Origin of the sequence: Atopobacter sp. AH10, from assembly GCF_003664595.1 — a bacterium.
GTDB lineage: Bacteria > Bacillota > Bacilli > Lactobacillales > Aerococcaceae > Atopobacter.
The window spans coordinates 19,906-33,302 of sequence record NZ_QXPZ01000005.1; the positions used below are offsets into that span (position 1 = coordinate 19,906).

At 38.2% G+C, this 13,397-nt stretch carries 10 protein-coding genes; 7 read left to right on the forward strand and 3 right to left on the reverse strand.

Features of this window, described 5'->3' with window-relative positions:
- The first annotated feature begins 13 nt into the window (after positions 1–13).
- The 3 genes from D3H64_RS01750 (at position 14) to D3H64_RS01760 (ending at position 2,856) form a co-directional block, all read left to right on the forward strand.
- Positions 14–499 carry a DUF948 domain-containing protein gene (locus D3H64_RS01750; RefSeq protein WP_121564249.1) on the forward strand — a complete coding sequence of 162 codons (486 nt, stop codon included), beginning with the start codon at positions 14–16 and terminating at the stop codon, positions 497–499.
- Positions 500–634: 135 nt separating this feature from the next.
- The gene (locus D3H64_RS01755) at positions 635–1,198 is read left to right on the forward strand and encodes a YtxH domain-containing protein (RefSeq protein WP_121564251.1); all 564 of its coding nucleotides are present in this window, start codon (positions 635–637) and stop codon (positions 1,196–1,198) included.
- Positions 1,199–1,887: 689 nt separating this feature from the next.
- Entirely contained in the window at positions 1,888–2,856 is a 969-nt protein-coding gene (locus D3H64_RS01760) for an ABC transporter substrate-binding protein (protein WP_158589193.1), read from the forward strand.
- Positions 2,857–3,062: 206 nt separating this feature from the next.
- Here D3H64_RS01760 and D3H64_RS01765 read toward each other — a convergent pair whose 3' ends face one another.
- On the reverse strand, positions 3,063–4,154 hold the full coding sequence (locus D3H64_RS01765) for a Xaa-Pro peptidase family protein (RefSeq protein ID WP_158589194.1): 1,092 nt from the start codon (positions 4,152–4,154) through the stop codon (positions 3,063–3,065).
- A gap of 257 nt (positions 4,155–4,411) precedes the next feature.
- Between D3H64_RS01765 and ccpA the strand changes: the two genes are divergently transcribed.
- A complete protein-coding gene (gene ccpA / locus D3H64_RS01770; protein WP_121564257.1) occupies positions 4,412–5,419 on the forward strand; it encodes a catabolite control protein A in 1,008 nt (335 codons plus the stop codon).
- A gap of 182 nt (positions 5,420–5,601) precedes the next feature.
- On the opposite strand, the gene D3H64_RS01775 is transcribed toward ccpA, so the two are convergent.
- Positions 5,602–8,052, reverse strand: a complete 2,451-nt coding sequence (locus D3H64_RS01775; protein WP_121564259.1) for a transglycosylase domain-containing protein — start codon at positions 8,050–8,052, stop codon at positions 5,602–5,604.
- 325 nt (positions 8,053–8,377) lie between these two features.
- Between D3H64_RS01775 and D3H64_RS01780 the strand changes: the two genes are divergently transcribed.
- The 3 genes from D3H64_RS01780 (at position 8,378) to pepF (ending at position 11,700) form a co-directional block, all read left to right on the forward strand.
- The gene (locus D3H64_RS01780; protein WP_121564261.1) at positions 8,378–8,869 is read left to right on the forward strand and encodes a VanZ family protein; all 492 of its coding nucleotides are present in this window, start codon (positions 8,378–8,380) and stop codon (positions 8,867–8,869) included.
- A 76-nt stretch (positions 8,870–8,945) separates the two neighbouring features.
- The gene (locus D3H64_RS01785) at positions 8,946–9,668 is read left to right on the forward strand and encodes a YebC/PmpR family DNA-binding transcriptional regulator (protein ID WP_121564263.1); all 723 of its coding nucleotides are present in this window, start codon (positions 8,946–8,948) and stop codon (positions 9,666–9,668) included.
- A 250-nt stretch (positions 9,669–9,918) separates the two neighbouring features.
- Positions 9,919–11,700: an oligoendopeptidase F gene (gene pepF / locus D3H64_RS01790; RefSeq protein ID WP_121564265.1), complete on the forward strand. Its 1,782-nt coding sequence runs from the start codon at positions 9,919–9,921 to the stop codon at positions 11,698–11,700.
- A 324-nt stretch (positions 11,701–12,024) separates the two neighbouring features.
- Here pepF and D3H64_RS01795 read toward each other — a convergent pair whose 3' ends face one another.
- A complete protein-coding gene (locus D3H64_RS01795; RefSeq protein ID WP_147429883.1) occupies positions 12,025–13,347 on the reverse strand; it encodes an ISL3 family transposase in 1,323 nt (440 codons plus the stop codon).
- Positions 13,348–13,397 lie beyond the last annotated feature (50 nt).

A 13,397-nucleotide genomic window follows, 5' to 3' on the forward strand; every position in this document is an offset into this window, starting at 1 on the left:
GAGTGGTAGCTAGATGAGTTGGGGTGAGATCGCTGGACTGATTGTGGCAATTTCTTTTGCGGTTTTAGTGGTCTTTTTAGTGGTGAATTTGAAAAAGTTTTCTGAACTGCTCGTAGATCTACGTGGAACGGCTAAGGAAGTTAATCATTCGCTTTCTGTTGTGACGAAGGATGTAGATAACTTGTCATTGGAAGTCGAATCTTTGTTAAACAAAACAAATTATTTGATGGACGATCTCAACAAAAAATTAGCGAAGACAGATCCACTCTTTAGAGCCATTGGGGACGTTGGTCAGTCTGTTTCTGACGTTAATCAATCCAGTCGCAATTTAGCGGCATCTTTAGCGCCGAAAAAGGAAAAACAGGCAAAAGTTGCCAATAAGGCGAAGTTGTCTAGAGCAGCCGAAGCGTTTAAGCGGATACGTAACCAACGTCAAGAAGCAGGTCAAACAAATCAAGTTCAATCCGAGACTAAAAAAGACTCTGAATCTGTCAGATAAGATCAAAAAAAATACTGAAAAAGTCTAACTATAGCTTGTAGAAAAGAAAAGTAAATGGGAAGACTATACTAGCTGTTGGACTAAAACTTCAGGATGAGAAGTTACACTAAACTGTATAAAGGAGGAGAGAATAATATGAGTAAAAAAGTTGGAGGTTTTATTTTAGGAGCTATTATTGGGGGGGTATCTGCAGCAGCAGCGGCCTTGCTTTTTGCGCCTAAATCCGGGGAAGAATTAAGAAAAGATATCGCTAAAGAAGCAGATCGTTATAGGGAACAATTAGGTAATTGCGAGGACTTTGCTTGTGAATGTAGCCAAGACTATCAAAAGCTCGCTAAGGATACAGCTCAAGACATTAAAGTGACCTTGAAGGGGACTGCTGATAATGTTCGTGCACAATTGGCGAAAACTTCTGATCAATTGAAAGAAAACTTTGCCTCTGTTCGGGAAGGCCTAGACGGACATTTAGGGGAGGCCAAAACGAAAGTGACAGATTTGACTAACAAAGCTAAGTCTAAGCTTTCAGAAGGGAAAGAATTGGCTCAAGATAAGGCAGAAGACGTAAAGGACTTGGCTCATGATAAAGCAGAAGACGTAAAGGACTTTGCTTCCCAAAAAGTCGAAACAGCTAAAGAAGTGGTTGAAGAGGCCAAAGATGAAGCCAAAGATGTAGTTAAAGAGGTTAAAGAAGACGCTTAAAGCACTTTCTTTAGCGACTTTCAAAATCTAGAATAAAGGGTCAAGTATTGGGGTGATAGTTTACCAGATACTTGACCTTTTTGCTTAAAGCTATTCCACTGACTCTTGTATTCTTATTGGATCTAATCAAAAAGCAGCTGATAAAAATGGTCAAAAGGATGGACTTTCATTAAAGACAAGCAAGTATTTCCCGCAAATGTTTTAGATATTTTCTGCAAGTGATCGATATGTTTTCTGTAAATGCTTGACATGTTTTCTGAAAGCTAGTATGATATCCTCAAACGATTCATTGGAAGGAGCATGATGGACATGCAAAAGAATATTTTATACGTTATGCCGATCTGCTCGGCTTCAAAAATTAATCGATTTTTCTTTAGCTTTTTTAGATAGTGTTTGTAGCCGTGATTTCCTCATGGGTGCAAGCACAAATCAAGTGATTGTATCTATGAAGGCTAAAGCTATTTAACATTGACTTGAGCCCCATAGAAGATAAATTCTAAAAGGCTCAAGGAAAACTTGAATCTATATTATTTTGGTGAATTCCAAGAGCCTATTTAGTTTTTATCGCTAAATAGGCTCTTTTTTTGCAGGGGGGAATGCCATGGAAAGCGACTTTATTGACTTTAGAACGAGTAGCTATAGACCGTATCTTAATAGTGTTAATATGATATATTCTAGGAGGAATGTGTATGTTATCGGTAAAAAGAAAAATGTATTCAGTAGCTATTGTAGCCTTATCAGCCTTGACTTTACTTGGACTAGGGCAAGGGCAAAATGAAATTTATGCTAGAGATAAAGTAACAAAGGTGGCTATCTTACAATATACTGAACACGAATCGTTAGACCGTAGTCGTGAAGGTTTCTTGGATGCCTTGAAGGAAGCAGGCTACAAAGAAGGTAAAAATCTTAAAGTGGAATATAAGAATGCTTCCGGGGACCAATCGGACTTACAATCCATAGCCCAACAACTAAAGGGAAAGAATGATCTTATCTTAGATATTGCAACGCCAGCAGCTCAAGTCATGTTGCAGGCGGATAAAAAGACACCACAGTTGTTCACTTGCGTAGCTGATCCAAAAGCTGCCAAATTATTAGGAGCAAAAAATAAACCAGCTAAAAATATGACTGGAACTTCTAGTATGCCACCTACTAAGCAAGTTGTAGACAAGCTTTTGAAAGAAAAATCTGATATCAAGACGATTGGTGTCCTCTATGATTCATCTGAAGTGAACGCTGAAACTCAGTACAAGGATGTTCTAGCTTATGCTAAAAGCAAGGGAATTAAGGTAGAAAGTGTAACGGTTACTTCTTCTAATGATGTGAAACAAGCTTGTAAGACCTTGGCTAAGAAAGTTGATGCCATATATCTTCCAGCTGATAATACTGTTGCCAATACGATCGAAACGATTGGGAAAGTTTTGAAGGAAGAAAAGAAAGCGTCTATTTCTGCTTTTGATGCCGCTGTAAAAGGTTCTGTATGTGCTTATGGTATTGACTACTATCAATTAGGTCGTCAAACTGGACAAATGGCGGTAAAAATTTTAAAAGGGGAGAAAGAAGCGAAAGACATGCCGGTGGAAACTTCAAAGAAACTTGTTCTAAAAGTCAACAAGGAGATGGCGAAGGCCGTCGGTGTAGACCTTGGGAAGTTGAAATAGGCGGTTAATCTATACCAATAGTCAAGTGACCCCATCTTGCGCATGGTAAGTCTCGCTTATCTTATGTGAGTGAAATTCTCCTGCAATTGTTAGCAAGCTATTTACTATTTGGGCAATGCAGGAGGCAAGGTAAAATAAATAAAAAAGAAAAAGGCCCTTGGCAGTTTTTAATAGCTGTCAAGAGGCCTTTTATTTCGTGCATTAGTTTAGTTTATTAAGTCGCTAGCATATGGAGAGCTCGTAAATGGCTTGTAGCCTTCTTTAGTAAGAACCCCACAGTCTTCAACACGAGCACCAAAGCGGTTTGGCATGTAAATACCTGGTTCGATGGAGAAACACATACCTTCTTCTAGAACCATATCGTTTCCTCCGACGATAGAAGGGAATTCGTGGCAACTTTGCCCGATACCATGTCCAAGACGGTGGATAAAGTAGTCCCCATAACCTGCTTCTGCAATGATATTCCGTGCTATTGCATCCAATTCATGGGCAGTCATACCAATTTTGGCGGCTTTTACTGCTTCATCGTGGGCTTTTTTCACGAGATCATAAAGTTCACGATCAATGATTTCGGGGTTTTCTTCAGTGGAGAAGAAAGTCATTCGTGTCATATCAGAAGCGTAGCCCTTGCACATGACACCTAGATCCATTAAAACCCATTCATTATCTTTTAAAGCTCTGTCAGAATTTTCGCCGTGTGGATCCGCTGCATGATCTCCAAAGAGAGCCATCATTGGGAATGAAAATTCTTGAACACCTAAATCACGCATATGATTTTCCACTAAATGAACTAATTCTTTTTCAGTAATGCCGACACGTAATTGCGTACGAGCAAAACGAACCATTTCGTCTGCTAAATCACCCGATTCATTCAACTTATCTACTTCGTCTTGAGACTTATTGAGACGTGCTTTGTTCATGTATTGGGTCAAATCAGCTGTGACTTCAAATGGAAGGTGCTTGTGTAGACCGTTGTAGGCGCCATAAGTCATATGGCTGAATTCTACACTAACTGCATTATTTTTTGAGCTGTGTTCTTTTATATGTTGAACAATCAAGGCGTACGGATCTTCATTATCATCGTAACCGTAAACAGCCAAGTTTCCTAAAGTATTTTTGGCTCTGTTCACTTCAAGAGCTGGAACAAATAAAAATGCGTCTCCTTCTTTAGGAACGATATACATCATCACCCGTTCGTGGGGATCTGCATCGTAACCAATAAGGTAAAAAATGGATGCTGGAGAGGTGAAAATAGCCAAGTCAGCACTGTTTTTTGAAAGCCATTCCGAGATTTCCATAAACATTCTCCTTTTTACTTGCATTAAGCTCGATTTTCGTATATGATAAAACGGTTTTCATAAGGAAAAGGCAGGAGCTTTTATGTTCTAATTGTATCAGTTATTAGGATAAATTTACAGACTTGATACAAGTTAAATTGTAAAGGATCTTTTTCTAGAAAAACCCTAAAAAAACAAGTGAAAATGCTTGCATAAAAGCGCATACAATGCTAAATTATAAATGATCCATGATATTGAATACCGATAGGAGGCACATGATGGAAAAGCAAACTATTACCATATACGATGTTGCACGTGAAGCCGGCGTTTCCATGGCGACCGTTTCCCGCGTCGTAAATGCCAATGCTAATGTTAAACCAACCACAAGAAAAAAAGTCTTGGAAGTCATCGATCGCTTAGATTATCGTCCAAATGCTGTTGCAAGAGGCTTGGCTAGTAAAAAAACAACTACTGTGGGTGTATTAATTCCCGATGTGACAAATTTATATTTTTCTACTTTAGCGCGTGGGATTGATGATGTAGCATCGATGTATAAATATAATATTATCCTAGCCAACTCAGATAAAAATAGTCAGAAGGAAATTCAAGTATTAAATGCCCTTTTAAACAAGCAAGTTGATGGGGTCATTTACATGGGGACTAAAATTTCTGATGACATGAGAAGGGAAATGAATCGCTCTAAGGCACCTGTTGTCTTGGCTGGGACTGTAGACTATTCGGATGACTTCGCTAGTGTTAATATTAACAATGAAGAAGCCACTTACGAAGTCGTTACGCACATGATCAAAGAAGGTCACAAGCGTGTAGCTTTTGTCTGTGAAGAATTTGAAGATCCTATTAACTGTCAAGCACGTTTGAAGGGCTATAAACGGGCATTAGCAGAAGCGAAAATTGATTACGATGAAAATCTTATTTTTGAATCAGGGGATAAATATGTCGCTGGGGAAGATTTGGCTGACAAGTTTAAACAAATGAATATAGATGCTGCTTTTGTGACGGATGATGAAGTAGCTTGTGGGATTTTAAATGGGCTTACTGACTCTGGCGTAAAAGTACCAGAGGAATTCTCTGTATTCTCCAGCAATAACACAAAACTGACCCATATCGTTCGCCCAAGTTTATCTAGCATTGCGCCACCTCTTTATGATATTGGTGCAGTTGCCATGCGTTTGTTGACTAAGTTGATGAATAATGAAAAAGTAGAAGATGAGCATATCATGCTCCCTCATAAGATTGAGATTAAAGGTTCGACGATTAACCCATAACAAGATATGGGATAGACTAAGATTTTGTTGAATGAAAAAGCGGGTATAGATGTTGATTTAACAACGTTTATACCCGCTTTGCTTTTTTATCTGTATATACTAGAACTTCACTTCAATCTTTTTTAGGAAGAATTGACTTACTTTTTGAAGAAGTTTTAAGGGAGTATTTCAGAAAACTTTTACTAATTTTTATCATCTGAATTATTTTGATCTTTCTTTTCCTTCTTGTCTTTTTTGTCGTCAGACTTTTTATCTTTCTTCTTAGGAGTGGTTAATTGTTGCCAGAAACGATGAAGATCTTCTTCGCTAGCTCCAATACTCAAGTTATAACGAGGGGCTAGTGGTGGAAAACTAGATCTAAAAATATCTTTGGTCATTGCCCCTCCAACTGTAAAACTACGACCATTTGGCAAATTAACTTGACCAGGGCTTGTTCCAGTGGCAGTAACGACTGAAGAAGAGATGACCCCATTAACAGAAGGAAAGCTCCCCTTAGAGAGAAGGCCGGGTGCATTAGCTTCAATTTGGTTAGCGATAGTGGCCCAATAGCGTAGATTTCTTTGACTAGAATCTCCATAACCATCTGATGGATAAACAGAGTGAGCTTGATGAGTATTGTCATAGCCAATCCATGTCGATAGGGTGACTTGTGGCGTGACACCGACGAACCATATATCTTTAAAAGCTTCTGAGGTACCTGTTTTCCCAACTAGGTTAGTTTGAAAGTTGAGTTGACCAGATAGACTTTGAGCAGTACCGCTTTTTACGACATCGCGCAGCATATCAAGGAGAAGGTAGTTACTATCTTCTTCAAAGACTTTTTCGGCATGGCTTTTATGGGAGTAGTAGTTTTTGCCGGAATCTTCTTCTATTTTTTCGATTAAGTAAGCCTCTTCATGAGTCCCTTTATTGCCAATGGTAGAATAAGCAGAAGTTTGTTCTACAACTGTAGGTCCGGTATTGCTTGCTCCGATGGCTAGGGCAGGATTTTGGAATTCAGCTTCCTCAACCCCATGTATTCCCATTTTACTAAAATAATTTTGAACTTTAATGCCTCGCTCCAACATCCCCAGATATATTTTGCTTGTTGGATTGTTTAAACTATGTTTTAAGGCTGTACGAGCAGAAACGAAACTGTTGGATAAGGTCCCACCATAGTTACGCGGTTCCCAAAGCGTCCCATCTTGTTGGCGAATGGAAATGGCTGTATCTGCAACAACCATAGCGGGATACAAAAGGTTTTCATTGATTGCAGGGCCATAAACCAAGAGAGGTTTGATGGTGGAGCCAGGAGAACGACGGGTTTTGAAGGCGTGATCGATTTGGTTTTCTTTAAAATTTTGCCCTGACACAAAGCCCAATATTTTCCCTGTGTTATTTTCAATTAAGGCAGAAGCAAGCTGAATAGGAGCAGGAGAAGAAGTTTCTTTTCCGCTTTCTTCATCTACATAATAGTCCGTAAAGGTTGGACCGAGTTGCTTAGCCATTTCTTCTGAAACGCTTTGCATACCGTTATAGATGGCCTTGTTAACAGTCGTATAAATTTTGTAGCCGGAATGGGACAATTCTAAATTGGCATCTTGGTAGTAACGATTGTATTCCTCTTCATTACTAGAGAGGGCATCAGGAGACTTACCTTCTTTTATAAGCCGTTGTTCTATCAAGAGGCGAATAGTTTCCTGGTGGATAGCTTGATAGAGGTAGGTTTGAGGAGAATCTTTTTCTTGTGTTGGACCGATAAAATCCTTTTCAATAGGATAGTTCTTGGCATCTTGGTAAGTCTTGTGATTGATGTAGCCATTTCGATACATCCGGTATAAGACGGTTTTCATCCGGGCTACACCAGCGCTTTGATCTGATTTTTTCGTGCCAAATTGCTCATAAGGGGTATAGATGTATGGGTTTTGAGGGAGCCCTACTAAAAAAGCAGCTTGAGCGAGGTTGACTTCTCCTGCTTTTTTCCCAAATATCCCTTGAGATGCAGCTTCTATCCCGGCGATGTTTTGACCATTACTGTTTCGACCAAAAGGAGAGACATTGAGATAACTTTCGAGAATTTGATCTTTAGTAAAGTATTTTTCAACTTGATAAGCGATTAAAATTTCACTTGCTTTTCGTTTAAAAGTGACTTCATTACTTAAAATTTGTTGCTTAACCAATTGTTGAGTGAGGGTAGATCCCCCTGTAATAGGCCCACCCATACCAGTTGCAACCTGTAGTAAGGCACGAAAAACGGCTTTTGGAACAAAACCTTTATGCTCATAAAAATGATCATCTTCGGTTGCGATGATACCTTTAAGAATATCAGGGCTTACATCTTTTAATTTGACACGTTCACGAAATAAATCAGATTGCACAGAAGAAATAAGGGAACCGTCCGCATAGTAGAATTTGGATGGGAGAGTAATTTGACCGATTGACTTTTTTAGCTCTTGCCGGCTTGGGGCAGGAATATCTTGTGTGACATAGACGAAGTAGCCAGTCCCTATTCCCAAAATGAAAAGCCCTGCTAATAAAAAAAGTAGGACAAAAGATAAAAGCAATTGCCTTACTACATCATAAGAGACATTAAAAATATGAAGTCCAAATGTGATTAGAGAGGCTTTTTTCTTCTTGTTAGTATGTTTCTTCACATCATCACTCTTTTCTTTGTGTTAGCCGATGGATGAAAGATGCCTGCTATTTATGGGCAGGAAAAAATTGCTTGGCTTCTTTAAGATTGAACGGCATTAAAAGCTTTAAACCCTGGTCAATAAATGGCTTTAACCTTCCTTAGAGCCTATGTAATAAAAATGCCCAGCTTTTCTTAGAATTTCTCTAACACAGAAGGAGCTAGCTTTTAAGGAAAGTCAGATAAACTATAAGCATGAAGAGTTTCTTTTGAAAAATTCACTAGAATCCTATCCAAAGTTTAGCATATCAGTTAAAATAATTGAAGACTAGGAAAGGAGAGATTCTATGAGACGTTCACATGAAGCTATTTTAGCAGCTAGCTTAGCGATTGGAATTATGGCGGTTATTTTTGCGAGTTCAAATCAAACTTATCAAGAGCAAAGTATCCTCCCCATTTTCCATCGGTTGCCTTGGTTAGAAAAATGGATTCTATCTTGGCGTTTTTGTGAGGATTGGCAATTCTATTATGCGGGAAAGGTCGTTTCCTTTAGAGGGGTAGATAAATTAGCCGGATTGGAATTTTTATTGCGGAAATTTGCTCACTTTACCCTATTTGCTCTATTAGCTTATTCATGGTATAAAACTTTCTATTTTGGCGCTTCGTGGAAATGGCTCATGCGCTTTATGCTAACTTTACTTATTTGTATTAGTTATGCAGGATTCGATGAATTTCATCAAATGTTAACAGGAGGGAGGACACCTCTCTTAGAAGATGTGCTATTAGATAGTATAGGAGCTTTTTCTGGGACTTTATTGGCTCTTTATCGTCATCATTAGACGCTTGATTTTAGGCAGTTTTCCCTATAAACTAAGGGTTAGATATAAACTTAAAGAAACGAAGGGTAGGATGCATATGTCCGGACATTCCAAATGGAGTAATATTCAAGGGCGTAAAAACGCTCAAGACTCAAAACGTGCTAAGGTTTTCCAAAAACTTTCTCGTGAAATTTACATGGCAGTTAAGAGTGGGGGGCCTGATCCTGACAGTAATCCTTCGTTACGTTTAGCGATGGATAAGGCTAAAGCTGCTAACATGCCAAAAGATAATGTTAAACGTGCAATTGATAAGGGAGCTAACCCTAACTCTGGTGAAAACTATGAAGAAGTGGTTTATGAAGGTTATGGTCCAAGTGGGGTAGGTATTTTAATTCATGCCTTAACAGATAATCGTAACCGGACTTCTACAAATGTTCGAGTGGCTTTGACGCATAATGGGGGAACTTTAGGGGAAACAGGGTCAGTTAGCTACAATTTTGAGCGCAAAGGTTATATTGCTATTGATCGTACAACGACTGATGCAGATGAAGATACTGTAATGATGAGTGTCTTAGAAGCTGGTGGAGAAGATATTGAAACTAGTGAAGAAGCCTTTGAAATTTATACAGATCCAAGCGATCTAAAAGCTGTTCGAGATCAATTAGAACAAGATGGTTACCAATTAGCTACCGCAGAAACGACCATGGTGCCTAAGTTAACTGTACCTCTTTCGGATGAAGATCAAGCTAAACTCGAAAAAATTATTGATGCTTTAGAAGATGATGACGATGTATCTGAAGTTTTCCATACAGCAGATTAATGTTGAATAGCTTTTAATGTCAAAAGTCATCCTAGCTTAATGCTAGGATAAGGAATATGAACTAATCGAATGTAAGGCTAGCGAAAGGCTATAGAGGCTATCGCTAGCCTATCGTTTACTTATTATTAGATGATTAGAAGGCTTAGGCAGACTACGAGATAATGATGGTTAGAAGCTTTAGGAAAACTACGAGATGATGAGTGTTAGAAGCTTTAGGAAGCAGTAATAAGAAGAAAATGAGGAGGATATTATGGCAGAACAATTACTAGAACGATCACAAGTGGATCAATCAAGGACATGGGATCTATCGCTCTTATTTAAATCTCAAAAAGATTTTCAAGAGGCAGCTCGCATTTTTGAAAAAGACGTTATTTCTTTTGAAAAACACTATAAAGGGCAACTGACAGATGATGATTCAATCATTAGTGCTTTGAAAGACTATAATCAGCTGCTTATTCAAGCAGATTGGCTAGGATCATATTGCTATTTAGCGCCTACAGTAGATGCTTATGGTAAAGAAGCCGGTCAGAATTTAGTATTTTATGAACCAATTGCTAGTGCTTTTTCTGTTAGAACTTCTTTCTTCAAAAATGTTTTGGCAAGTCTTTCAAAAGAAAGCATGGTCAAGGTAAAAGAAGTTTTCCCAGATGCTATCTATTTCATTGAACAAGTGAAACGTTTTAACCCACATCGCTTATCTCCAGAAGTAGAGGAAACTTTAGCCCAATTGAATGGAGATTTATTTAATCATTTAGATAGCTATGAAACAAGTAAATTTAAAGATATGGTCTTTGATGATTTTGAAGTAGAAGGAGAAACTTACCCAAATAGCTATGTCCTTTTTGAAAATGATTATGAAATGGATTTACGTACTGAAGTAAGACGGGCAGCCTTTGATAGTTTTCATAAGACTTTGAAAAAATACCGTCATTCTGCAGCTGATCAGTATATTCGGCAAGTGCGTTTAGAAAAGAAATTAGCCCATATGAGAGGCTTTAAATCAGTGTTTGATTACCTCTTATTTGATCAACAAGTGACTCGTAAGGAATATGATCGGCAATTAGATGTCATTATGGAAGAATTGGCGCCGGTGATGCGACGTTATGTCAAAATACTTCAACAGGCTCATGGCTTAGATAAAATGACCATCAAGGATGTTAAAGTATCTCTACCTTCTGAAGCTAGTAAAGTAACCATCGATGATGCCCTAGTTCGTTTAAAAGATGCATTTTCTATTCTAGGTGAAGATTACACCGCTATGATTCAACGAGCTTTTGATGAACGTTGGATTGATTTTCCTATGAACTTAGGGAAGAGTACAGGAGGATTTTGTTCTTCTGTCTACGGAGGGCCAAGCTATGTCCTCTTGTCCTGGACAGGGTTAATGAATGAATTACTGGTTTTAGCGCATGAACTTGGTCATGCTGGTCACTTCCAAAATGCCAATGCCAATAACGCAGCTATTGTGCCAGAAGTTTCACTTTATTGTATTGAAGCACCTTCTACAGCGAATGAAGTGATTATGTGCCAATACCTACTAAGTCATTTAAGTGATCCAGAAGAAAAGAGAAACTTGACAGCTGAATTTTTATCTCGAACCTACTTCCACAATATGGTTACTCACCTCTTAGAAGCCTATTATCAACGTGAAGTTTATGAATTGGTTGACAAGGGCGCCTACATAGATGCAGATACACTCGATAGTATATTTAAGAAAACTCTTGAAAAATTCTGGGGACCAGATGTAGAGATTTCTGAAGGAGCTGAATTGACCTGGATGCGGCAACCGCATTATTACATGGGGCTTTATTCTTATACCTATTCTGCAGGCCTAACCATTGGGACACAAGTTGGGTTAAAGATGGTGAAGGATCCTCAAAAATACGCTAGCAAATGGTTAGAAGTCCTTAAAGCGGGAGGGCGTGTGACGCCATATAGTTTTGCGGCTGGTGTAGATGTTGATATTACGACTGATCAAGCACTAAAGGATACGATAGCCTATATTGGAAAATTGGTGGATTCATTAGAGTAACTGATTGAGTCCATAGCTATAGGCAAACTCGTTTTTAAACGAAATAGGGGATTTTAGTTTTCTAACCCCTGAAAGTAAGCATTAGAAGAAAGAGCCCTCAACAAGGCAGGTTTTAGTGACTTGTCGAGGGCTCTTATTATTTTTTGGCACTTTGTCAAATTTTGTTGTTGGTAAATTTTTTAGAGAAAATCACTCTTCTTCGGGGGAGCGGTTTTTTATATTACATATGATATTTATCCTACTTTGCCCTAAACAAGCTCATGCCTATTAGAGTTAGTCTGGATATAGAGCATTCATTGGAAATAGTAGCAGTGCGTGAGAGATTTACACAGCTACTGACAAGCGATTCATCTTTAGAAAGCATCTCTTCTTCAAATGTTCGAAATTGCGAAAGCCATAGGCGGTCTTCTTGATGGTTTTTATTTGATTGTTCCATGCCTCTAAATGACCGTTGTTATAAGAGTAACTATAGGCGTTAAGAATGAATTCTTTATACTTATTAAATGTCTTTAAAGGCCTGTTAAAGTGTCTAAGAGCTCCTTCGAGTTTGTAAGAAAGTAAATGATCCAACGGATATTTTGACAATCGTTTGAAAATAAAGAGACCTTCTTGATAAATGTCATAAGCCTTCTTTAAGGTGTCAGAATAGCTCAATAGCTGGTCAACGACTTGAGATTGATTGAGTAAGCCTTCAAATAATGGATAATTTTTGTATTCGCTTTGCTTGAGTTCGAAACGATTTTTGATCAGCAATTTCCAATAACGCTTAATCCGTCTATAGCCTTTCTTATCTTCTGAATTTCCTTTATTTAATTGATTCATTATTTCAATTCTGACTTTAGTAAAGGCTCTTGCCCAATGCTGGATAATATGGAATCTATCTAAGATAATTTTTGCATTTGGGAAAACTTTGCTCACTAAAATCATATAAGGTGAGTAGATGTCCATCGTTACTGTTTTAACTTGTAGCCTGACAGATTCTGGATATTGAAGGAAATAATGTGTAAGAAACTGTAGTTTTCTATCTGGTAATATATCCATTGGTCGATGAGTTTTGGCATCGCTAAAGATGAAACTCATCGCATTAGGAGAACCATTACCTGCATTGAATTCATCAAAAGACAAATGATGAGGGAGATAAGATTTGTGTTTTCTAGGCGTAGGTAAATCCTTATCCAACACCCTAACAACTGTCGAAGGTGAAACGTTGACTTGTTGAGCAAGGTCTTTCATGGAAATGTTTTTAGTTAGCTCCATCAAAATTTTACGACGAATATTTTCTGATATATTACAGCCTTTTTTAATGAAGGATAGCTGAGGAAGAGCAGTATGCTGACAACCTTTGCAAAGAACACGTTGTTTAGTCGCACGAAGTGCCGTTTTATAGCCATTGGTTTCTAAAAGACGGATAGTAGCGACACTTGTGCCATGCTTTATCATATTCTTTCCACCACAAGAAGGGCATTTAGTTTCGTTGAAAGGAGCATATCCCTGCAATAAAATTACTTGATGCCCGAACTTGTCTTTTGTAATGGTCTTAAACCCTGTAGACGGAAATTGAATTTCATTTGGGTCTATCCCAAAAAGTTGATTTATTTCTAAAGATTGAGAATGATTAGTGTCACAAGGCATATCTGTGTTTGGCAATTAAAAAATCAACCACTTTGGCAATTAAAATCCAACCAGCGTGGCAATTA